Source organism: Cohnella faecalis (assembly GCF_003570905.1).
GTDB lineage: Bacteria > Bacillota > Bacilli > Paenibacillales > Paenibacillaceae > Cohnella > Cohnella faecalis.
Map to the genome: position 1 here is coordinate 1 of NZ_QXJM01000015.1, position 22,725 is coordinate 22,725.

The window sequence follows — 22,725 nt, forward strand, 5'->3', positions numbered from 1 at the left end:
CAATTTTTACAACGCTCTCGTGTCGGCGGTTGAATACGGCGTTCAGGACAAAATTCTGTTCGGCTCCGATTATCCCTTCTTCACAACGGGCAAAATGATCGATTCGTTGCGAGCGATTAACCATCTAGCGAAGGAACGAATCTTCCTCGCGTGCCTGAAGAGTTCGTCGAAGCTATTATTCATAGGGATACTCCGGCATTCTCGGGCTGGCATAACGCGTCGGACATCAGAGGGGGAACACAGCCATGGGCGAACAAAAACGGGCAAGCGACGCAATCGCAGACAGTGCGAGCGCAGGCAAGCTGAAGAGCGAGGCTTATTTTCAGGAAAAGGATTTGTGGGGATTCATTCACGATCGTTCACGAAATCGATGGGCTATACGGAAGAGGACATCCGAAAACCGGTCATCGGCATTTGCAACACGTTCAGCGAGCTGAACAAATGCCATTCGCACTTTAACGAGCTGGTCGACTACGTCAAGCGAGGCGTCTGGCAGGCGGGCGGAGTGCCGATGGAGTTCCCGACCATCTCGATTGGCGAGCCCTACGTCAAGCCGACGACGATGCTTCTTCGCAATCTGATGGCGATGGACACCGAGAAGAGATGATGAAGGCGCACCCGATCGACGGCGTCGTGCTGATCGGCGGCTGCGACAAGACGGTTCCCGCCCAGCTCATGGCGGCGGCGAGCGCGAACATCCCGGCGATTGTGCTGACGGGAGGGCCGATGCTGAACGGCCGTCTCGGCGGCCGCAGCCTCGGCGCATGCACCGACTGTTACGGCTTCACGCTTGAGCACAAGGCCGGCAACATCACGGACGAGGAGCTGGCGGTAGCGGAGAACGCTATCTGCCGAAGCGACGGGCATTGCATGGTGATGGGGACGGCGAGCACGATGGCGTCGATTGCGGAAGCGATCGGCATGGCGCTGCCGGGGTGGCGCGGCCATTCCCGCGCCGGACAGCCGCCGCAGGCATATGTCCGAGAATACCGGTAAGCAGATCGTCGAGCTTGTCCGCCACAATATTCGCCCGCGCGACATAATGACCCGCGAAGCGATCGAGAACGCGATTACCGTTACGATGGCGAGCGGCGGCTCGACGAACGCGATCATTCATCTCGTCGCGATCTCACAACGGCTCGGCATGAAACTGCCGCTAGAAACGTTCGATGCAATTAGCGCGAAGACACCGTTCATCTTAACCTTCGCCCGTCGGGCCAATACCAGATGGAGGAATATTTCGAGGCGGGCGGCGTTCCCGCGCTAATGAAGGAGCTGGAGCCACTTCTTCACGGGGAATGCCTGACGGTAACGGGACGCACGGTGTCCGAAAATTTGCAGCATGCTCGCACGTACCTTCGGGACGTTATCCGCACGATGGAGGAGCCGCTCGACAGTCAAGGCGGCATCGCCGTTCTTCGCGGCAATCTTGCGCCGGACGGAGCGCTCATTAAGCAAACGGCCGTCTCCGCCCATTTGAAGAAGCATACGGGACGCGCAGTTGTGTTTGAGAGCCCGGCCGATTTGAATGCCCGCATCGACGATCCGGAGCTGGACGTAGACGAGAACAGCGTGCTCGTCCTGAAAAACGCCGGGCCGAAGGGAGCACCGGCGATGCCGGAAATCGGGCAAATTCCGATTCCGCAGAAGTTGCTCAAAAAAGGCGTCCGCGACATGGTTCGTATCTCCGACGCTCGGATCAGCGGCACCTCTTACGGAGCTTTGATCGTACATGCCGCTCCAGAGGCGGCGGTCGGCGGGACGCTTGCCCTCGTGCGGGACGGCGACGAAATCGAGCTGGATATCGCAGAGCGACGGCTTGTGCTGCGCGTATCCGACGAGGAGCTCGCCGAGCGGCGCAAGTCGTGGAAGCCGCCGGAGCCGCACTACGACCGGGGCTACGGCTTGCTGTTCCACGAGCGGGTGCTGCAAGCGAACCTCGGCTGCGATTTCGATTTCCTGCTTCCGCCCGAGCTTCGCAAGGAATACAAGGAAAGGATAGAAGATTGATGCGCATTAGCAAAGAGGAAATCATGGACGCGGCGAAAAAGCTGGAGCCCCGGCTGATCGCTTTTCGCCGCGATCTTCACGAGAATCCCGAGCTTAGTCTCGAAGAGACGGAGACGGCGGCGAAGGTAGCCGCCTTTTTGCGCTCTATCGGACTTTCGCCGAAGCTGGAAGTAGGGGGCCATGGTGTCATAGCCGATGTTGTCGGCTCAACGCCCGGCCCGACGATCGCGCTGCGTGCGGACATGGACGCCCTTCCGATCATGGAAGAAACCGGCTTGCCGTTCGCATCCAATCGTCCGGGTATTATGCATGCGTGCGGGCACGACGCCCATACGGCGATTGTTCTCGGAGCCGCCTCCATACTGGTCGAACGGAAGGAGCGGCTGGCGGGTACGGTTCGATTGCTTTTTCAAGGCGCCGAGGAAATCAACGCAGGAGCGAAAGCGATGATCCGGGACGGCGCGCTTGACGGCGTGGACGAAATCTACGGCTTGCATAATTTGCCGACTCTTGCCGTCGGAATGGCCGCGACTCGCAAGGGCCGCTGATGGGTTCCGTCGACCGCATCGAATTAACGCTCGAAGGGCGCGGAGCGCATGGAGCTATCCCCGATCAAGGAGCCGATCCGATCGTAGCCGCAGCTGCCGTTATATCCGGATTGCAGACCATTGTTAGCCGTGAAGTATCGCCATTCTCGCCGGTCGTCGTAACGATTGGCAGCATCCATGCCGGGCAAGCGAACAATGTGATTCCCCATCGGGCCGAGATGACGGGGACGGTTCGCGCGTTCGATCCGGCCGTGCGGCGGCAGCTGCCCGATCGTCTTCGGCGCATCGCCGTTCGAATAGCCGAAGCCCATCGCTGCGAGGCCGAACTTCGCTATATCGAGCAAGTGCCGGTTCTCGTCAGCGAGGACGGCTGTTTGGCGCATGCGCAGCGAACGATCGATTGGCTGCTGGGCGCCGAACGGCATGCCGAGGCGGCGCCTACGCTTGCGGGAGAAGATTTTTCAGTCTATCTGGAGAGCGTTCCGGGCTGCTTCTTCTGGCTCGGCTCGGGACCGTCCGACCGTGCGGAGGACGCCTACGGACTGCATCATCCGAAGTTCGATATACAAGAAGAAGCTTTGGCCGTCGGCTCCGCCGCGCTGGCTTCCATCGCTTTGCTGCGCGGGCAATCCAACCATTCGCTATTGCTTTAGCGTTCTCCGGCATAAAAATCGTTCAATCCGAACAAAATACGCGTGTTGCAATTTTTTCCATGAGGGATGTGACGCGCGTTGTCGGATTCGAACGGTAAAATCAATTTTTTTCAAGCCTGCTTGATTCTGATGCTTATGAACGGATTGGCGAATCACGTTATCGTCAATCCGATGATTCTCGACGCTTCCGGCCGCGACGCTTGGCTGTCCGTTCTGTGCGCGGGAACAGTGCTGATGCTATGGTTCATTCTGTTGACATGGCTCATGAAGCGATCGGGTCAACAGAAGCTTCAGCCCTGGCTGGCCAGCAAAACCCGCCCCGCCATTTCCTGGCTGCTTGTTTTGCCGATTTGCGTTCAGCTCTACTTAATCGGTGGAATGACGGTTGCCCATACCGCCATCTGGACGCTCACGAATTATTTGCCCAACACCCCGAAGCTTTTGCTCGTTGTCGCTATAACTTTGATTTGCGCTCTCTCCGCCATTTGGGGGATTCGGATTCTTGCCGTCACTTCGGCTATTTTGCTTCCATTCGTCATCGCGCTCGGATATTTCGTCAGCACTTCCAACTTGCCGCAAAAGAATTTCGAGCTGCTAAAGCCGATAGCCGAGCACGGATGGCCGCCCATCGTCGACGGTATGGTCTACGCGGGGGGCGGGTTCGTCGAGCTGATCGTGTTTCTCGTTATGCAGCACCGCCTGTCGACCAAAATATCCGTATGGAAAATGCTCGTTTTTGCCGCAATCTCCACCTATATTATGATCGGTCCGTCATCGGCGCGATTACGGAATTCGGCCCCGTTGAAGCGGCGAAGCAGATGGAATCGCCCTATGAGCAATGGAGGCTTGTCAAGCTTGGCAGTTACGTGGAGCACGTCGACTTTTTTTCGATCTACCAATGGCTGTCTGGAGCGATCGTACGAGTCGGCTTGTCGGTGTTTCTGCTGGTCGATATGCTGCCGATTCGTCAAGCTCGCGCCCGTAACTGGCTGATCATTGCCATTATTTTCAGCTTCGTGATCATTTCCATGATACCCGTCAATGAGTACACGTTTTATTTGTGGATGTACGAATACTATTTTCCGATATCGCTCCTGGTTGTTATGTCCGTTTTCTTCGTCTGGCTGTTCATTTCGTTGCTTGGCAGACCGGCCAAGAAGGAAGCGGCATGAGCGAGGCCCGTTCGAAAGAGGAGCCGAAATGGTCGGAAGATAGAGTCCGGGAGCTATTTCGAAATTCGGCCGACGTCATTGTTCAAAAATGTCAAATCGGCGACGATTCTTCAACCGATATTGTGCTTGCTTACAGCGACGGACTATGCGACAGCTCCCAAATCGGACTCGTCGTACTTCCGGGACTAAGCAAGCTGGTCAGCGAGAAAGGGACGTTGGACGACGATTCCGTATGGATGGCCGGCAAGCTTCCCCTGGTGACTTTTGACGAAACGCCAACTTCCGGACAATTGAGCGAGAGCGTCTTTCAAGGCGATCTGCTCATTTTCATTCTGCAATCCGGTACGGCATATCGGCTTAGCATAGGCAACCTCCCGCGTCGCTCACCTTCGGATCCAACACCGAAATTTCGATTAAGGGACCAAAGACGGCTTTGTGGAGGACATCGTCGTTAATGTGGCTCTGATTCGCAAGCGGATACGGAGCAGCGATCTGTGCAACGAAAGCTTCACGATAGGCAGAAGAACGAAGACGAGGATATCGCTTCTTTACTTTCACGACATTATTTCCCCTGACGTGTTGAAGGAGGTAAAAAGGCGCTTATCCCAAATAGACATCGACGGCATCTACGGCTCAGGCCAAATCGAAGAAATGATAGCGGATTCGAAGTATTCGATGTTTCCGCTGTTCGCATCGACGGGAAGGCCCGATTACACGGTGAACAGCTTGCTGGCAGGCCGCTTCGTTCTCATCGTGGACGGAAGCCCGCTGGCGCTGATCGGTCCCGCGGAGCTGTCGCTCATTCTGAAATCGCCCGAAGACATTCATTTTAATTACGCTTACGTATCTTTCGCCGGGTCGTAAGGGGGGCAAGCTTGTTCATATCCTTTTTCCTTCCCGGGATTTGGGTCGCCCTCTTGGCATTTCACCAGGATCAAATCCCATTCCGGCTCATGGCTACAATTTCCGTCGCGCGTTTTGGGTCTGCCCATGTCGGTGCAAATGGAAATGTTTCTGCTGCTCATGCTGCTTGAAGTGTTCCGCGAAGCGGGAGTGGCGGCTGCCAAGCTCCATCGGTCAGACGCTAACGTCGATCGGCGGTCTGATTATCGCGATGCCGCAATCCGCGCGGGACTTGTCTCCCCGTCGATCGTCGTGGTCGGAGCAATAACGGCCGTATCGGGTGTTACGCTGGTCAATCAGTCGCTGAGCACCATCATTAGCATTTTGAGGCTGTTCTTTTTCGCGATGGGAGCTTTTCTGGGCATGTTCGGTATCATACTGGGCATGATCGTGCTCGCCGCTTATTTGTCCCGGCTTCAATCGTTCGGGGTTGCATATATGGGGGCGCTGTCTCCTCCGCGATTCAACTCGATGCTGCGTTCTTATTTGCGCGTGCCTTGGCAATTCATGAAAAAAAGGCCGTTGTTTTTGAAGCCGGGCGACTCCGATCATCAGGGAGATGAGAAGGAATGAGGAGGTTGCGATTAATCGTCGGGGCGAGCCTGCTTCTTCTAGCCATACTCCCCGGCTGCTGGAATTCCAAAGACGTTCAAAATCTAGCTTACGTTACGGCAATCGGATCGATTACTCGGAAGATCAGTATCATATGTACATGCAAGTGCTTAATTTCACTAATGTCGCCAAAACCGAGAACGCAGAGCTAGGCAAGTCCATATGATAATGATCTTCCGAGTAAACGATCCCGATTGCCGTGTAAGGCTAGTTTTTGAAACGTCTTTTGGAATTCCAGCAGCCGGGGAGTATGGCTAGAAGAAGCAGGCTCGCCCCGACGATTAATCGCACCTCCTCATTCTTCTCATCTCCCTGATGATGCGGAGTCGCCCGGCTTCAAAAAAATAAGGACTTTTTTTCATGAATTGGCCAAGGCACGATCGCAAATAAACACGCAGCATCGAGTTGAATTCGGGAGGGAGATGGCCCCCAGGCATTCCTGATAAAAAAAGGCTTTTTTTTTCAAATAATAATATATGCAACCCGAACGATTGAAGCGGGACAAATAAGCGGCGAGCACGATCATGCCCAGTATGATACCGAACATGCCCAGAAAAGCTCCCATCGCGAAAAAGAACAGCCTCAAAATGCTAATGATGGTGCTCAGCGACTGATTGACCAGCGTAACACCCGATACGGCCGTTATTGCTCCGACCACGACGATCGACGGGGAGACAAGTCCGCGCGGATTGCGGCATCGCCGATAATCAGACCGCCGATCGACGTTAGCGTCTGACCGATGGAGCTTGGCAGCCGCACTCCGCTTCGCGGAACACTTCAAGCAGCATGAGCAGCAGAAACATTTCCATTTGCACGACATGGGCAGACCCAAACGCGCGACGGAAATTGTAGCCATGAGCCGGAATGGGATTTTGATCCTGGTGAAATGCCAAGAGGGCGACCAAATCCCGGGAAGGAAAAGGGATATGAACAAGCTTGCCCCCTTACGACCCGGGCGAAAGATACGTAAGCGTAATTAAAATGAATGTCTTCGGGCGATTTCAGAATGAGCGACAGCTCCGCGGGACCGATCAGCGCCAGCGGGCTTCCGTCCACGATGAGAACGAAGCGGCCTGCCAGCAAGCTGTTCACCGTGTAATCGGGCCTTCCCGTCGATGCGAACAGCGGAAACATCGAATACTTCGAATCCGCTATCATTTCTTCGATTTGGCCTGAGCCGTAGATGCCGTCGATGTCTATTTGGGATAAGCGCCTTTTTACCTCCTTCAACACGTCAGGGGAAATAATGTCGTGAAAGTAAAGAAGCGATATCCTCGTCTTCGTTCTTCTGCCTATCGTGAAGCTTTCGTTGCACAGATCGCTGCTCCGTATCCGCTTGCGAATCAGAGCCACATTAACGACGATGTCCTCCACAAAGCCGTCTTTGGGTCCCTTAATCGAAATTTCGGTGTTGGATTCCGAAGGTGAGCGACGCGGGAGGTTGCCTATGCTAAGCCGATATGCCGTACCGGATTGCAGAATGAAAATGAGCAGATCGCCTTGAAAGACGCTCTCGCTCAATTGTCCGGAAGTTGGCGTTTCGTCAAAAGTCACCAGGGGAAGCTTGCCGGCCATCCATACGGAATCGTCGTCCAACGTCCCTTTCTCGCTGACCAGCTTGCTTAGTCCCGGAAGTACGACGAGTCCGATTTGGGAGCTGTCGCATAGTCCGTCGCTGTAAGCAAGCACAATATCGGTTGAAGAATCGTCGCCGATTTGACATTTTTGAACAATGACGTCGGCCGAATTTCGAAATAGCTCCCGGACTCTATCTTCCGACCATTTCGGCTCCTCTTTCGAACGGGCCTCGCTCATGCCGCTTCCTTCTTGGCCGGTCTGCCAAGCAACGAAATGAACAGCCAGACGAAGAAAACGGACATAACAACCAGGAGCGATATCGGAAAATAGTATTCGTACATCCACAAATAAAACGTGTACTCATTGACGGTATCATGGAAATGATCACGAAGCTGAAAATAATGGCAATGATCAGCCAGTTACGGGCGCGAGCTTGACGAATCGGCAGCATATCGACCAGCAGAAACACCGACAAGCCGACTCGTACGATCGCTCCAGACAGCCATTGGTAGATCGAAAAAAAGTCGACGTGCTCCACGTAACTGCCAAGCTTGACAAGCCTCCATTGCTCATAGGGCGATTCCATCTGCTTCGCCGCTTCAACGGGGCCGAATTCCGTAATCGCGCCGATGACGGGACCGATCATAATATAGGTGGAGATTGCGGCAAAAACGAGCATTTTCCATACGGATATTTTGGTCGACAGGCGGTGCTGCATAACGAGAAACACGATCAGCTCGACGAACCCGCCCCCCGCGTAGACCATACCGTCGACGATGGGCGGCCATCCGTGCTCGGCTATCGGCTTTAGCAGCTCGAAATTCTTTTGCGGCAAGTTGGAAGTGCTGACGAAATATCCGAGCGCGATGACGAATGGAAGCAAAATAGCCGAAGTGACGGCAAGAATCCGAATCCCCCAAATGGCGGAGAGAGCGCAAATCAAAGTTATAGCGACAACGAGCAAAAGCTTCGGGGTGTTGGGCAAATAATTCGTGAGCGTCCAGATGGCGGTATGGGCAACCGTCATTCCACCGATTAAGTAGAGCTGAACGCAAATCGGCAAAACAAGCAGCCAGGAAATGGCGGGGCGGGTTTTGCTGGCCAGCCAGGGCTGAAGCTTCTGTTGACCCGATCGCTTCATGAGCCATGTCAACAGAATGAACCATAGCATCAGCACTGTTCCCGCGCACAGAACGGACAGCCAAGCGTCGCGGCCGGAAGCGTCGAGAATCATCGGATTGACGATAACGTGATTCGCCAATCCGTTCATAAGCATCAGAATCAAGCAGGCTTGAAAAAAATTGATTTTACCGTTCGAATCCGACAACGCGCGTCACATCCCTCATGGAAAAAATTGCAACACGCGTATTTTGTTCGGATTGAACGATTTTTATGCCGGAGAACGCTAAAGCAATAGCGAATGGTTGGATTGCCCGCGCAGCAAAGCGATGGAAGCCAGCGCGGCGGAGCCGACGGCCAAAGCTTCTTCTTGTATATCGAACTTCGGATGATGCAGTCCGTAGGCGTCCTCCGCACGGTCGGACGGTCCCGAGCCGAGCCAGAAGAAGCAGCCCGGAACGCTCTCCAGATAGACTGAAAAATCTTCTCCCGCAAGCGTAGGCGCCGCCTCGGCATGCCGTTCGGCGCCCAGCAGCCAATCGATCGTTCGCTGCGCATGCGCCAAACAGCCGTCCTCGCTGACGAGAACCGGCACTTGCTCGATATAGCGAAGTTCGGCCTCGCAGCGATGGGCTTCGGCTATTCGAACGGCGATGCGCCGAAGACGATCGGGCAGCTGCCGCCGCACGGCCGGATCGAACGCGCGAACCGTCCCCGTCATCTCGGCCCGATGGGGAATCACATTGTTCGCTTGCCCGGCATGGATGCTGCCAATCGTTACGACGACCGGCGAGAATGGCGATACTTCACGGCTAACAATGGTCTGCAATCCGGATATAACGGCAGCTGCGGCTACGATCGGATCGGCTCCTTGATCGGGGATAGCTCCATGCGCTCCGCGCCCTTCGAGCGTTAATTCGATGCGGTCGACGGAACCCATCAGCGGGCCCTTGCGAGTCGCGGCCATTCCGACGGCAAGAGTCGGCAAATTATGCAAGCCGTAGATTTCGTCCACGCCGTCAAGCGCGCCGTCCCGGATCATCGCTTTCGCTCCTGCGTTGATTTCCTCGGCGCCTTGAAAAAGCAATCGAACCGTACCCGCCAGCCGCTCCTTCCGTTCGACCAGTATGGAGGCGGCTCCGAGAACAATCGCCGTATGGGCGTCGTGCCCGCACGCATGCATAATACCCGGACGATTGGATGCGAACGGCAAGCCGGTTTCTTCCATGATCGGAAGGGCGTCCATGTCCGCACGCAGCGCGATCGTCGGGCCGGGCGTTGAGCCGACAACATCGGCTATGACACCATGGCCCCCTACTTCCAGCTTCGGCGAAAGTCCGATAGAGCGCAAAAAGGCGGCTACCTTCGCCGCCGTCTCCGTCTCTTCGAGACTAAGCTCGGGATTCTCGTGAAGATCGCGGCGAAAAGCGATCAGCCGGGGCTCCAGCTTTTTCGCCGCGTCCATGATTTCCTCTTTGCTAATGCGCATCAATCTTCTATCCTTTCCTTGTATTCCTTGCGAAGCTCGGGCGGAAGCAGGAAATCGAAATCGCAGCCGAGGTTCGCTTGCAGCACCCGCTCGTGGAACAGCAAGCCGTAGCCCCGGTCGTAGTGCGGCTCCGGCGGCTTCCACGACTTGCGCCGCTCGGCGAGCTCCTCGTCGGATACGCGCAGCACAAGCCGTCGCTCTGCGATATCCAGCTCGATTTCGTCGCCGTCCCGCACGAGGGCAAGCGTCCCGCCGACCGCCGCCTCTGGAGCGGCATGTACGATCAAAGCTCCGTAAGAGGTGCCGCTGATCCGAGCGTCGGAGATACGAACCATGTCGCGGACGCCTTTTTTGAGCAACTTCTGCGGAATCGGAATTTGCCCGATTTCCGGCATCGCCGGTGCTCCCTTCGGCCCGGCGTTTTTCAGGACGAGCACGCTGTTCTCGTCTACGTCCAGCTCCGGATCGTCGATGCGGGCATTCAAATCGGCCGGGCTCTCAAACACAACTGCGCGTCCCGTATGCTTCTTCAAATGGGCGGAGACGGCCGTTTGCTTAATGAGCGCTCCGTCCGGCGCAAGATTGCCGCGAAGAACGGCGATGCCGCCTTGACTGTCGAGCGGCTCCTCCATCGTGCGGATAACGTCCCGAAGGTACGTGCGAGCATGCTGCAAATTTTCGGACACCGTGCGTCCCGTTACCGTCAGGCATTCCCCGTGAAGAAGTGGCTCCAGCTCCTTCATTAGCGCGGGAACGCCGCCCGCCTCGAAATATTCCTCCATCTGGTATTGGCCCGACGGGCGAAGGTTTAAGATGAACGGTGTCTTCGCGCTAATTGCATCGAACGTTTCTAGCGGCAGTTTCATGCCGAGCCGTTGTGAGATCGCGACGAGATGAATGATCGCGTTCGTCGAGCCGCCGCTCGCCATCGTAACGGTAATCGCGTTCTCGATCGCTTCGCGGGTCATTATGTCGCGCGGGCGAATATTGTGGCGGACAAGCTCGACGATCTGCTTACCGGTATTCTCGGACATATGCCTGCGGCGGCTGTCCGGCGCGGGAATGGCCGCGCACCCCGGCAGCGCCATGCCGATCGCTTCCGCAATCGACGCCATCGTGCTCGCCGTCCCCATCACCATGCAATGCCCGTCGCTTCGGCAGATAGCGTTCTCCGCTACCGCCAGCTCCTCGTCCGTGATGTTGCCGGCCTTGTGCTCAAGCGTGAAGCCGTAACAGTCGGTGCATGCGCCGAGGCTGCGGCCGCCGAGACGGCCGTTCAGCATCGGCCCTCCCGTCAGCACAATCGCCGGGATGTTCGCGCTCGCCGCCGCCATGAGCTGGGCGGGAACCGTCTTGTCGCAGCCGCCGATCAGCACGACGCCGTCGATCGGGTGCGCCTTCATCATCTCTTCGGTGTCCATCGCCATCAGATTGCGAAGAAGCATCGTCGTCGGCTTGACGTAGGGCTCGCCAATCGAGATGGTCGGGAACTCCATCGGCACTCCGCCCGCCTGCCAGACGCCTCGCTTGACGTAGTCGACCAGCTCGTTAAAGTGCGAATGGCATTTGTTCAGCTCGCTGAACGTGTTGCAAATGCCGATGACCGGTTTTCGGATGTCCTCTTCCGTATAGCCCATCGATTTCGTGAACGATCGGTGAATGAATCCCCACAAATCCTTTTCCTGAAAATAAGCCTCGCTCTTCAGCTTGCCTGCGCTCGCACTGTCTGCGATTGCGTCGCTTGCCCGTTTTTGTTCGCCCATGGCTGTGTTCCCCCTCTGATGTCCGACGCGTTATGCCAGCCCGAGAATGCCGGGAGTATCCCTATGAATAATAGCTTCGACGAACTCTTCAGGCACGCGAGGAAGATTCGTTCCTTCCGCTAGATGGTTAATCGCTCGCAACGAATCGATCATTTTGCCCGTTGTGAAGAAGGGATAATCGGAGCCGAACAGAATTTTGTCCTGAACGCCGTATTCAACCGCCGACACGAGAGCGTTGTAAAATTGCCAAGGACGGCTACCCAGAGCGGAGACGTCCATATACATATTCGGGTGCTTGCGGACGACCGAGATGCATTCGTCTATCCACGGATGTCCCATATGCGCCACGATCATTTTCAAGTTCGGGAATGCGCGGGCGATCGGATCAAGCATCGCAGGCCGGGAAGCGTCCAAATAGCCTTCCGGCACGAACGAGGTTCCCTGATGCCATAGTATCGGAACGTTCAGCTCTTGCGCCTTCGCGTACAAAGCAAAATGCTCCTTCGCATCCGGATAGAAATTTTGGTAGATCGGGCCGAGCTTGAGCCCCTTCAAATTCAGTTCGCGAATGGCGGTTTCGAACTCGGCCACGCCATTCGGATCGTTAGGGTCGACGCTCGCGAAGCCGAACAGCCTGTCCGGATCGGAGGCGCAATATTCGGCCACGTATTCGTTCGGCACGACGAGTCCGGTCGCATGGGCGGCCATCGCCAGCACGATTGCACCCGAATACCCCTCCATATGAACTCTATGCTGCTCTGGCGTTGCCTCGATGTTCATGCTCGACCCCCACGCTCTTTTGATGGCGGCGTCCGTCGGTCCTTTAACCATGCCCGGCCCGAACAGATGAGTATGGCAATCGAAAATGCGGCTCATGCGGCTTCCCCCCCTTTATTCGCTGACCATCCGGTTCGTTATCGAGCCTAGCTTTTCAATGCTCACCGTAACGACGTCGCCCGGTTGAAGATAAATTTGCTTCTCCTTCGGATAGCCCATAACGACTCCCTCGGGCGTTCCGGTCAACAGAATATCTCCCGGCGATAACGTCATGCACTGCGAGACGTAGCTGACGATTTGCTTGCAGTCGAAAATCATGTCCGACGTATTCGAGCTCTGGCGAATTTGTCCGTTAACCGTGCAGCTAATGTCCAGTTGGTTCGGATCCCCGACTTCGTCCTTCGATACGAGGTAGGGACCGATCGGTGAGAAATAGTCGCAAGATTTGCCTGCTAGCCACTGACTCGTTCGCAATTGCAAATCGCGCGCGGACAAATCGTTGGCGGCGGCGTAACCGAATACGTAATCGAGCGCCTCTTCCTCGCCGACGTATTTCGCCGTTTTGCCGATTATGATCGCAAGCTCGGCTTCGTAATCTACCTGCTGCGAGGTGCGGGGCAGAGGCACCTCGTGTCCGTGACCGTTGAGCGTATTGGCGAACTTGTTGAACAAGATCGGATAGGCCGGAAGCGGATTGTTCGTCTCTTCGGCATGACGGCGGTAATTGAGGCCGATGCAAATGATTTTGCCGGGGTCCGTGACAGCAGGTCCCCAGGTTATCGTTTCTTCGTCCTTCAAGTAGGGTGCGGCGTTATTTTGCAATTCGTCGACGAACCGCCTCAAGGACGCGAACGCCTTATCCCCTCCGCTCAGTACGCGTCGAACCGTCGTCGGAATGTCGGCTTCCTCCGGAGCTAATGCGGCAACCGCCGCCTCGACATCCAGAATGCCTCGTTCCGTCCGAACGCCCATTCGATATTCGCCGTTATAAATAAACGTAAGAAGCTTCATGCTGAGTATCCTCCTTGTTTATGTTCAAAAGGGACGGCTTGGCAAAGTAAGCTTTCGCCCGCCGCCGATCAAGTTACTCTAGCGCCGCAGCTTCCACCTGTAACCCGCCAGAGCCTGCCTATTTCAGCCACTCTAGCGCCGCGACTACCTGTAACCCGCCGGAACCTGCCTATTTCAGCCACTCTAACGCTGCGTCCACCTGTAACCCGCCAGAGCCTGCCTATTTCAGCTACTCTAACGCCGCGTCCACCTGTAACCCGCCGGAACCTGCCTATTTCAGCTACTCTAGCGCCGCGTCCACCTGTAACCCGCCGAAACCTGCCTATTTCAGCCACTCTAACGCTGCGTCCACCTGTAACCCGCCAGAACCTGCCTATTTCAAGCTACTCTACTGCCGCGACCACCTGTAACCCGCCAGAACCTGCCTATTTCAGCTTCTCTAGCGCCGCCTCCACCTGTAACCCGTCAGAACCTGCCTATTTCAGCTACTCTAACGCCGCGACCACCTGTAACCCGCCAGAACCTGCCTATTTCAGCAACTCTGTGGCCAAGCGCTCCGCTCAGCTGGCGTCTCTTAATCGATGCAACAGCCGTACTTGGATCGGCAGATTGCTTCAAGTACCCTTCGACGAACGGAGTTCAAACGCATTATTCGCTCCCCCTTCTTTCCCCTTAGGCCGCAATGAACGGCTTCCTCCTCACAACACTTGCTCGATATCCGCCGCTATAGCTCGCTACCGTTCGCGAGATGCCCGCCGTCGACTTTGACCGTCGATCCGGTTACGTACGAAGCCTCATCCGAGGCGAGGAACAAAAAAACGTTCGCCACTTCCTCAATCGTCGCTCCTCGCTTCATCGGCGTATACTCCGAATAAGCCGGCAAATTCGACTGTTCGCGAAGCTGCCGGTCGAGCGGCGTATCGACGAAGCCCGGCGCGACCGCATTGACGCGAATGCCTAACGGCGCAAGCTCTACCGCCATCGATTCGGTCAGCAAAATAACCGCCGCCTTCGAAGCGTTGTAATGAGCCAACTCGCCGCTGGCCGCAAGACCGTTTTTCGAGCTCATATTGACGATGGCGCCGCCCGTTCCTTGTTCGGCCATCCGCCTCGCAGCCAACTGTCCAAGCCGAAAAACGGCGCGAACGTTAATGTCGAACACAGCATCCCAATGGTCCGCCGAAATGTTCAGGAACGACTCCCGAAAAGCGATTCCGGCGTTGTTCGCAACGATATCGATGCCTCCGAACCGATCGAATGCACGAATAGCCGTCTCTTCCAGCTGCCTCAAATCGCGAAGATCGCATACTTCCATCGCGACCCGGTCTCCGAATTCCCGAAGCTCCTTCATCGCAGCGCCAAGCTCGTCTCCGCTTCGGTCAAGAAGGACGACCTTGCCGCCTTCCTCCAAAAATCGCTTCGCGATTCCTAGCCCGATCCCTCTGGCCGCGCCGGTAACGAGCGCCCGTTTCCCCTGCAATCTCAAGCTCGATCACCGCCTTGGACGCCCCTCAATCGGCTCCGCCTACAGGACGCCATACTTGTCATACACTTGACGCAGCGTGCGGCCTGCCAGCAGCTCGTCCCGCGTATGATTTTCGCGAGTGGCTTTATCCAGCGCACGCTCGAACACCTCGCCAACCAAATCTTTCGGAATGACGACGATGCCGTCGCGATCTCCGAAGACGACGTCTCCCGGATTCACTCGGACGCCGCCGCACAGAACCGGAACGTCATAGTCGATGACGATTCCGCGCCCTTGGGAGTCGACCGGCTTCGTGCCCGTCGCGAATACCGGGAAGCCGAGCTCCACTATTTTGGCTGTGTCGCGGATGAGACCGTCCACGATTGCGCCGCGCGCTCCGCGTACTTTCGACGCGGTCGAAAGCAGCTCTCCCCACAGCCCGTTCTGCTTTGACTCGTTCGTGCAGCCGATGACGACATCTTCCGGCTTGACGCTGTCCACCGCTTCGATTTCCTTGGCGTAAGGCTGATCCGGAATATAATGCACGTCGACCGACAAAATCGTCTTCGCCCGTCCCGCTAAGACCCAATTCGGATCGATTGGGTTAATATTCTCGCGCATAACCTGGTTGCGGTGGCCGAGCTCGTCGAGAGTATCGGAAATGACCGCCGCATAGAGAGATTCCGTCATTCGGTCGAACAATTCTTTATCGTTCATTGGATGTTCCTCCAAATTGAAAGTTAGTTTTCTTTGACAGAGACCGGCTTGCCCAGCACAGCCGATTGGTAAGCCCGCAGCGCGACCTCCGTCGATTTGAGGCCGTCTTCGCCCGTCACCGGCACAGCTTTCCCTTCCGTCAGAGCCGTCACGAACGCCTCCATCATGATCGCGTTCATATCGTCGCCCCAGAACTGCCATTCGCCTTTGCCGGATGCCCGTCCGTATACGTTGTTCTTCTGATTGAAAGCATCGATGGAGATGACGCCTTTCGTGCCGATAATATCCATCGTGACGTCGCCCCAAGTCGGAAAGCCGGGATTGCGCGACCAGCTCGGATCGAGCACGGCGAACACCCCGTTCTCGAAGGTGACGTGCACCATGCCGGCGTCGTCGATCGTCCGCTTCCGCTCCGGATCGAACAGCGTATCCGCATAGGCGTATACGTTCTTCGCCGGAGAGCCGGTGAACCAATTCATAAGATCCATCACATGGACGGTATGATCGAGCACCGCCCCTCCGCCAGACAGAGACCGATCGGAAAACCAGGCCGGGTCCGGAAAGGAGCCTCTGTTTGTCGCTTTGAACGATATGATGTCTCCGATGTCGCCCCGTTCGAGCGCTTCCTTGGCGCGAACGACCGGCGTCAAAAACCGGCACGGAAACGCAGTCATCAGCTGCACGCCCGCTTCGCGGCAAGCCGCAATCATCCGCTCCATTTCGCTAACGCTCACGCCCAGCGGCTTCTCGCACAGCACATGCTTACCCGCATGAGCGGAAGCTATCGTAAGCTCCGCATGACGAACGTTCTCCGAGCAAATAACGACGGCGTCGATCGTCTCGTCCGCGAGCAATTGATTGTAATCGGCGTAAAAAGGAATCGAGTGGCGTCTTGCCAGCTCTTGCGAGCGTTCGGGAACATCGTCGGCTATACCGGCGACGATGGCATTCGGCATTCGCAGCAGACCGTCCAAATAATCGAACGCGTGGCTGTGCGCAAAGCTGATCAGGCCGATTTTCAGCTTGGTCATCGCAGTCCATCCTCCTCCTCTGAAGGCTTCTCCGGCAAGCCGGAACGAACCGATTTCAACGCCGCTTCCGCCCAGCGGATCGCCAGAAGCGCGTCTTGCGCCGTGACGATCGGTTTCTCGCCGGATCGCAAGCATTCGAGAAAATGGCGAAGCTCGCGATAGTAAGGGTCCTGCAGCATGACGGATTGCGGAGTTTCGACGAACGCCGAGCCCGAGCCGGCCGGCGCGGCAGAGCGAACGCGCAAGCTTTCGGCGTCCGAGCTGTCCGCGCGGACGATGCCGCCGGCGCTCGCGTATTCGAACGCCGTATGGAACGGCCCCGGATACCCCCAGAACGCTTCGAGCTGAGCGATCGTGCCGTTCCGGAAGCGAAAAGTAGCGGCAGCGTAATCGAGATCGTCCGTCACCCGATTGAACGCGTATACTTCGACCGCCTCGCCGAACGTTCCCAATATATAATCGATATCGTGAATCATCAGATCGAGAATGACGCCCCCGCTTTTGTCGGTTTCCTTGAACCATGGCTGAACGAGCGCCGGATGGCTTCCGGCGCGCTTCGCATGGTACACGCCTCCGCGATCGCCGCCGAACAACTCCACTTTCTCGGCCAACTGAACGTATTGCGGAAAAAAACGCACAACATGGCCGACGAACAGCCGAACTCCATACTCTTCGCATATCCGCAGCGCTTTGGCCGCTTCTTCCGAGGTGAGCGCGATCGGTTTTTCGCAAATGACGTGAACGCCGTTCTCCGCCGCCTGCTTAACGAGCGGCACATGCAAATAAGTAGGCACCGCGATGCTTACCGCATCGGGCTTCGCTTGCTCCAGCATTTCCTGAAACGAGGTAAAATGGGGGGCTCCCGTTGTTCGCCCAAGCGAAGCCGCCGCTTGCTCGTTAATATCGCAAACGGCTACAAGCTCGGCTTCGGGCATAGACATGTACCTGTCGGCATGAATCGTTCCCATGCCGCCGCATCCGACTACCGCTACTTTCGTCACGTTGACATTCGCTCCTTTCGGCTATCGATGATCAAGTTGCCATCCAGATGTTTAATCCGATCGTTCTGCTCCGGCAGTCCGTTGCGGTCGACATCCAGCTCGACGTTCGCTGCGTGCAGCATGTAGCCGCCGTCCTCGAACGCACCCAGCGCCGCCTCGAATCGGCCGCCTTCGAAGGTCGCTCCGTTCGCGACATAAGTGTTGCTCTTCCCGCCAATCGTATAATGACGAGTAACCGAATCCTCCGCGCGGCTCGTATAATCGAACAGCCTCCACTCGGCGGCTCCGCCGTCCAAGCCATCGCGCCGAAAGAACGCCCGCTCCGAATTCGTTCCCGAGACGACAGCACCGGAGCCGACATCCACGCGCTGGGCTCCGTCGCCGATCAGCATGAAACCGGTATCGCGCATCGACCCTCCCCGCACGCTTAACATCTCGCCCGCGACCCGGATCGGCGCCGATTGAGGCCCCGCTCCGTTCAGCCGGCAATGCTGGAATCTCACGCCGCCCTTCCCTTCCAGCCTATTGCCGTCGATCGCATCGAAGACGCAGTTACGGAAAGTCAGCTCCGCGTCGACGTTGTCGTGCGACAATCGGCGGTGCTTCGTCAGAGTGAACGAGCAATTTTCGATGATGTTCGGCCGCTTGGACCGCGACGATACCTGCATGAACTTGACCATCGCCTCGGCGGTGCAGTTCTTCATCTGAAGACCGTCCGCATTGAGCCAGAAGGAGCCGGTATCAGCTGAGTTTTCCACCCCTTCGCGAACGAAAACGTGCACGTCCTCCAGCGTCAAATCGGTTATTTTGCGAAAAGCCAAAAACCAGGAGCCGACATGCTTCTTCACCGTTATTCGCTTGGCGCTCTCGCCCCAGGTCGGACCGCTGTTGCCGAACGACATCAGGCCCGAATTGCCGACATACGTCAAATCGTGCTCGTATTGCCCGTGCGTCACATAGGCTCCCAGATCGTCGCCGTCGGCGTGGCAATTTTCCACATAGCAATAAGCGGAGCCGGTAAAATCGTTCAAATGCCGCCCGTTGCTCGTCAAGCAGTCCCGGACATGACCGTACAGACAGTAAATTTGCTGCGTCAAATAGCCGGTTCCCCCGATGATCACCTCGGTCGGATTCGTCAGCTTGCACCTCTCGGTAACGTAATGGCTGCAATAACGGCGCATAATGACCGGCCAGAACGTGCCGTATGCATCGATGCCGACCGCATCGCAGTTGACCGCGAATTCGTAAGCGAGCGGCTGCGAGCCGGTCGTATCCGTCGCGCCCGCGCCGTGGAACGTCATGTTGCGGACCGTTGCCCGCGATACCGGATTTATTTTCTTGTAAGTAACCGTTCTCCCGCGGACAGCGCCCAGCCGTTCTTGTAATCGAAGCGAACGTGCGTTGCGTCCGCGATTTCCGTCACGCGGACCAGCTTGTCCAGCTCCCGCTCCGCGCTGCCGGACAGCCGGTTCGATTGGGCGATCCACCAATCTCCAATCTGGAAAACGGACGAGTCGGCAACCTCGAACAGCTCCTGCATTTCCTCCAGCCGTTCCGTCAGAGCAAGAGTTTGGACAATGCCCGCCTCCGAGCCCTTGAACAGGAGGACGGCGGAGAACGGATCGTTGCTCGCCGCCTCCTCGATTCCGTCGGTATATACGGCAAAGCCGTTGAAATCGAGTTCGATGCCGCTTCGTTCGAATCGATGCCTGCGAACGAGCTTGAGATCGGAACCCGCTTCTATTCGATAGATAGTGTCGTCGTTGACCATCGCATCCAGCGCATCGTCCGCCGCGTTTTCCGCACCGAAAATACCGAATGCTCGGAAATTTCCGATTCCTTCATGAACGAGCAGCCATCGGCCCGGCCCGCCGCCGTCTTCCGGCGCATGCACGGTGCCTCCGTTATCGGCTGCGACGCTATGCTCCGACCATCGGACGAGCTTGCCTCCCGGATCGCCTGCTTCATGGTAGCCGTCAACCCAAACGACGGTTCCCGGAGCTCTATGCTCCTTACGGATGGCTTTCAATGCAAGCACGTTCGGCACGCGAAAGACGAAATCTTCCGCTTCGTTCCATACGTCCAACCTCATCACCCCGTCATTTTCCATGCTCGCCCTAGATAGAGAGGAGAGTCGACAACTTCGACTCTCCGCCCCTTCCGTTATGAGTCGATGGGTTTATTGGCCCGCATCGAATGTGATCGTCTTGCCTTGAGCCGCAGATACCTGCTCCGCATAGTAAGTGAAAATATCTTTGGCGCCGTACTTGTTCATCAGCTCTTGACGGTACTTCGGCCAGTTCGACGCGTCTTTCTCGTCGTAGATGATTTTGACCTGCAGAGCGTTCATTTGCTTGCGAAGCGCGCCGAGATCCATTCCTTCCTTGATGACAAGGCTCGTGCCGACGGACGGCAAAATTTTGTAAGACAGCATCGTATTAACGATTTCCTTGTCGCGATCCGTAATGTTCGGATCCATAACATCGATTCCATACGCTTCCGGACCGGAAATCGGCGTGAACCATTGGTACACGGACAGGAAATTGCCTTTGTCGGTTACGTTCGCTTTGATAGCGTCCTGGTTGAGTGTAATTTGCGTGCCGCTGCGGGTATATTCGGTCCCTTCGCGACCGTAGTGGGTCGTCAGGAACCCTTCTTCGCCGGACAGCCAGTCCAATATTTGCGTTGACTTCGCGACTTCGGCGTCGGACGCCTTGGAGCTGATCAAGAACGGATTGCCCGGAACCGGCTCGATGAAGACCCCCGTCTCCGCGAACGGATCGAATGCGACCCAGTTGGTGTTGGCATTGCCCGTAATTTCTTTCGTTTTCGCTTGCAAGCCTTCCGCATTGTTATCGAATGCGATGTTTTTGCCGAAGCCGAGAACGATGCCCGCTTTGCCTTGCTCCGCTTTCTCCAATTGCTGGCCGTTCTTGTTCAGCAGCCAGTCCGGATCGACGACTTTGAGCGCGAGGAGAGCTTTCGTATCTTCAAGCGTCTTCTGCATGCGCAGGTCCGTCCGGGTATCGATGAATTTGTCGCCTTCGATTACGAAGTCGCCTATGAGACCGTTTTTGACGTAAGTAGGAAATTCCATAGACATGTTCGTACCGTTCCCATATGCCGTGAACCCGTAGGTGTCGTTCTTCTTGTTGCCGTCCGGATCGTTGAATGTGAAAGCTTTCATCACTTCGACCATTTCGTCGTACGATTTCGGAATTTGCAGGCCCAGCGTGTCGAGCCAGTCTTTGCGGATATAGTACGAACGATAATAGTTCTTCTCGTAAGGAATCGGAGCGCGGGCGAATTTGCCTTGAACCTGGTACTTCGGCAAATCCTCTTCCTTCATCCAATATTTGAAGTAGTTCGGCATGGTCGCCGGAGTAACGACGTTCGTCATTTCTTTCGCTACGCCGTCCTTGATATATTGGTTCGAGGTAATGCCGTCGACGAAGAAGACGTCGGGAATGTCGTTCGATGCGATCAAGGAGTTCAGCTTGTTCGTAAAATCGTTGCCGAGCGGCATGTAATCGATCGCGAGGTCAACGTTGAATTTTTCGTCGATGATCTTCTTCACGAAGTCCGCATCGCCCTTGGGCAGCTGGGCATCCGCGGATGCGGTGACGAACCAGTTGAGCTTGACTTTCTGCTCGGCCGGCGAGGAAGATGCCGTACCCGACGGTTTGGAGCTGGAAGATGGAGAAGCGTTGTCACCGTTGTTGTTGCTGCATGCCGAGACGACGAGCGCCATAGCCGTCAATCCCATCAAGACTGAGCTGCTGCGTTTCATTGACATTACCCCCTGCACGATGTTTTGAGCTTGCTGTCTCTTGCTGCTGCATCCTTGCTTTCCGTAAGTCTCGCGTCTCGCGGCCGTCGCCAGCGGCGGAACGGCCATCCGGCATACCCCCTTTGCGTAATCAACGTTCCTTGCGCAATGCCGAGATCGCTGCGAGCTCAGCCTTTTACGGCTCCGAGCAGCATCCCTTTGATGAAATATTTTTGCAGAAACGGATACACGACAATGACGGGAATAATAGCTACGACGACGGTCGCCATCTTGATCGATTCCGGCGGCAGCGCGCTTAGCTGGGATTGCGGAACCGCAAGCTCCTGGCTGACGCTCGGCGTGACAATCATATTCCGCAGAACGACCTGCAGAGGATACAGATCGCGGTCGTTCAAATACATGATGCCGGCGAAATACGCGTTCCAATGGTTGACCCCGTAGAAAAGGCCCAGTGTCGCAATAATCGGCATCGACAGCGGCAGCACGATTTTGAAAAGCGTCGCCGCGTCGCCGCAGCCGTCTACTTTCGCCGCTTCCTCGATTTCCGAAGGCAACGACTCGAAATACGTCTTCATGATCAGCATATTGAAGGTGGAGACGAGTCCCGGAATAATAAGCGCCCAGATCGAGTTCATCAGCCCCGTCGCCTTGACGGTCAGGAACGTCGGAATGAGTCCGCCGGAGAACAGCATCGTGAACACGATTCCGAGCAGCACCGCATTGCGGCCGGGAAGATATTTTTTCGACAGCGGGTACGCCAGCAGCGTCGTGACGAACAGATTAAGCGCCGTTCCGACGACGGTAATGAGGATCGTAATGTTCAACGCCTTCGGAACGGTTGCGCTGCTGAAGATCGCATCGAACGCCTCGAAAGTAATCGTCTTCGGAATGAGAAGGAACCCCCGTTGCGAAGCACCTCCGAATACGGCGTGATGGATACGACGCATACGTAATAGATAGGGAAAAGCGTTGCCAGGCCGAACAACGTTAGAATCGTATAGATCCCGATGTCCGTAATGCGGTCGGACAACGACTTTCTGAATAAATAAGTCACCTCGTGCCACCTCCGCTTGATGAGCGTCTATG

At 56.2% G+C, this 22,725-nt stretch carries 22 protein-coding genes and 3 pseudogenes; 10 read left to right on the forward strand and 15 right to left on the reverse strand.

Annotated elements, in window-relative coordinates:
• The 10 genes and pseudogenes from D3H35_RS33360 to D3H35_RS33385 all read left to right on the forward strand — a co-directional run.
• Positions 1 to 607: dihydroxy-acid dehydratase domain-containing protein (locus D3H35_RS33360; protein ID WP_267901331.1), on the forward strand; the 607-nt coding region annotated here is incomplete at its 5' end.
• Positions 604 to 996 carry a dihydroxy-acid dehydratase domain-containing protein gene (locus tag D3H35_RS33365; protein ID WP_199728451.1) on the forward strand — a complete coding sequence of 131 codons (393 nt, stop codon included), beginning with the start codon at positions 604 to 606 and terminating at the stop codon, positions 994 to 996. The genes D3H35_RS33360 and D3H35_RS33365, both read left to right, overlap by 4 nt.
• A pseudogene (locus D3H35_RS35305) lies at positions 977 to 1,275 on the forward strand (dihydroxy-acid dehydratase domain-containing protein); the annotation flags it as partial. The gene D3H35_RS33365 and the pseudogene D3H35_RS35305, both read left to right, overlap by 20 nt.
• A 102-nt stretch (positions 1,276 to 1,377) precedes the next feature.
• Positions 1,378 to 2,010 (forward strand): hypothetical protein, encoded by a 633-nt coding sequence (locus D3H35_RS35310; RefSeq protein ID WP_459178242.1) that lies wholly within the window; start codon positions 1,378 to 1,380, stop codon positions 2,008 to 2,010.
• 23 nt (positions 2,011 to 2,033) lie between these two features.
• Positions 2,034 to 3,211: pseudogene (locus D3H35_RS01870) on the forward strand (M20 metallopeptidase family protein).
• A gap of 78 nt (positions 3,212 to 3,289) precedes the next feature.
• The gene (locus D3H35_RS01875; RefSeq protein WP_233567707.1) at positions 3,290 to 4,204 is read left to right on the forward strand and encodes a GerAB/ArcD/ProY family transporter; all 915 of its coding nucleotides are present in this window, start codon (positions 3,290 to 3,292) and stop codon (positions 4,202 to 4,204) included.
• Complete coding sequence (locus D3H35_RS31885; RefSeq protein WP_233567708.1) at positions 4,147 to 4,383, forward strand: hypothetical protein; 237 nt, start codon at positions 4,147 to 4,149, stop codon at positions 4,381 to 4,383. Before D3H35_RS01875 ends, D3H35_RS31885 begins: the two co-directional genes overlap by 58 nt.
• Positions 4,380 to 4,838, forward strand: coding sequence for a spore germination protein (locus tag D3H35_RS33375; RefSeq protein ID WP_267901332.1), 459 nt, complete (start codon positions 4,380 to 4,382; stop codon positions 4,836 to 4,838). The genes D3H35_RS31885 and D3H35_RS33375 overlap by 4 nt, the downstream gene beginning before the upstream one ends.
• Before the next feature lies 1 nt (position 4,839).
• Positions 4,840 to 5,417, forward strand: a pseudogene (locus tag D3H35_RS33380) (spore germination protein).
• Positions 5,392 to 5,859 (forward strand): spore germination protein, encoded by a 468-nt coding sequence (locus D3H35_RS33385; RefSeq protein ID WP_267901333.1) that lies wholly within the window; start codon positions 5,392 to 5,394, stop codon positions 5,857 to 5,859. Before D3H35_RS33380 ends, D3H35_RS33385 begins: the two are co-directional and overlap by 26 nt.
• A gap of 397 nt (positions 5,860 to 6,256) precedes the next feature.
• On the opposite strand, the gene D3H35_RS35315 is transcribed toward D3H35_RS33385, so the two are convergent.
• The 15 genes from D3H35_RS35315 to D3H35_RS01955 all read right to left on the reverse strand — a co-directional run bounded on the left by D3H35_RS35315 (position 6,257) and on the right by D3H35_RS01955 (position 22,703).
• On the reverse strand, positions 6,257 to 6,679 hold the full coding sequence (locus tag D3H35_RS35315; protein ID WP_158593902.1) for a spore germination protein: 423 nt from the start codon (positions 6,677 to 6,679) through the stop codon (positions 6,257 to 6,259).
• Positions 6,676 to 7,713 carry a spore germination protein gene (locus D3H35_RS01890; RefSeq protein ID WP_119147526.1) on the reverse strand — a complete coding sequence of 346 codons (1,038 nt, stop codon included), beginning with the start codon at positions 7,711 to 7,713 and terminating at the stop codon, positions 6,676 to 6,678. The genes D3H35_RS35315 and D3H35_RS01890 overlap by 4 nt, the downstream gene beginning before the upstream one ends.
• On the reverse strand, positions 7,667 to 8,803 hold the full coding sequence (locus tag D3H35_RS01895) for an endospore germination permease (RefSeq protein WP_233567709.1): 1,137 nt from the start codon (positions 8,801 to 8,803) through the stop codon (positions 7,667 to 7,669). The genes D3H35_RS01890 and D3H35_RS01895 overlap by 47 nt, the downstream gene beginning before the upstream one ends.
• A 78-nt stretch (positions 8,804 to 8,881) precedes the next feature.
• Positions 8,882 to 10,084, reverse strand: coding sequence for a M20 metallopeptidase family protein (locus D3H35_RS01900; RefSeq protein ID WP_119147527.1), 1,203 nt, complete (start codon positions 10,082 to 10,084; stop codon positions 8,882 to 8,884).
• Entirely contained in the window at positions 10,084 to 11,847 is a 1,764-nt protein-coding gene (locus tag D3H35_RS01905; RefSeq protein WP_119147528.1) for an IlvD/Edd family dehydratase, read from the reverse strand. Before D3H35_RS01905 ends, D3H35_RS01900 begins: the two co-directional genes overlap by 1 nt.
• A 30-nt stretch (positions 11,848 to 11,877) precedes the next feature.
• Positions 11,878 to 12,723 carry an amidohydrolase family protein gene (locus tag D3H35_RS01910; protein ID WP_119147529.1) on the reverse strand — a complete coding sequence of 282 codons (846 nt, stop codon included), beginning with the start codon at positions 12,721 to 12,723 and terminating at the stop codon, positions 11,878 to 11,880.
• Between the two features lie 15 nt (positions 12,724 to 12,738).
• Positions 12,739 to 13,635: a fumarylacetoacetate hydrolase family protein gene (locus tag D3H35_RS01915; protein ID WP_119147530.1), complete on the reverse strand. Its 897-nt coding sequence runs from the start codon at positions 13,633 to 13,635 to the stop codon at positions 12,739 to 12,741.
• A 724-nt stretch (positions 13,636 to 14,359) separates the two neighbouring features.
• Positions 14,360 to 15,121: an SDR family NAD(P)-dependent oxidoreductase gene (locus D3H35_RS01920; protein WP_119147531.1), complete on the reverse strand. Its 762-nt coding sequence runs from the start codon at positions 15,119 to 15,121 to the stop codon at positions 14,360 to 14,362.
• Positions 15,122 to 15,160: 39 nt separating this feature from the next.
• Positions 15,161 to 15,817: an RraA family protein gene (locus D3H35_RS01925; RefSeq protein WP_119147532.1), complete on the reverse strand. Its 657-nt coding sequence runs from the start codon at positions 15,815 to 15,817 to the stop codon at positions 15,161 to 15,163.
• Between the two features lie 23 nt (positions 15,818 to 15,840).
• Positions 15,841 to 16,848 carry a Gfo/Idh/MocA family protein gene (locus tag D3H35_RS01930; RefSeq protein ID WP_119147533.1) on the reverse strand — a complete coding sequence of 336 codons (1,008 nt, stop codon included), beginning with the start codon at positions 16,846 to 16,848 and terminating at the stop codon, positions 15,841 to 15,843.
• Complete coding sequence (locus tag D3H35_RS01935) at positions 16,845 to 17,849, reverse strand: Gfo/Idh/MocA family protein (protein ID WP_233567710.1); 1,005 nt, start codon at positions 17,847 to 17,849, stop codon at positions 16,845 to 16,847. Before D3H35_RS01935 ends, D3H35_RS01930 begins: the two co-directional genes overlap by 4 nt.
• Entirely contained in the window at positions 17,846 to 19,150 is a 1,305-nt protein-coding gene (locus tag D3H35_RS01940) for a hypothetical protein (RefSeq protein WP_119147534.1), read from the reverse strand. Before D3H35_RS01940 ends, D3H35_RS01935 begins: the two co-directional genes overlap by 4 nt.
• 29 nt (positions 19,151 to 19,179) lie before the next feature.
• On the reverse strand, positions 19,180 to 19,935 hold the full coding sequence (locus tag D3H35_RS01945) for a hypothetical protein (RefSeq protein WP_119147535.1): 756 nt from the start codon (positions 19,933 to 19,935) through the stop codon (positions 19,180 to 19,182).
• Between the two features lie 93 nt (positions 19,936 to 20,028).
• A complete protein-coding gene (locus D3H35_RS01950; protein WP_119147536.1) occupies positions 20,029 to 21,747 on the reverse strand; it encodes a type 2 periplasmic-binding domain-containing protein in 1,719 nt (572 codons plus the stop codon).
• A 59-nt stretch (positions 21,748 to 21,806) separates the two neighbouring features.
• The gene (locus D3H35_RS01955) at positions 21,807 to 22,703 is read right to left on the reverse strand and encodes a carbohydrate ABC transporter permease (protein WP_325049987.1); all 897 of its coding nucleotides are present in this window, start codon (positions 22,701 to 22,703) and stop codon (positions 21,807 to 21,809) included.
• Positions 22,704 to 22,725 lie beyond the last annotated feature (22 nt).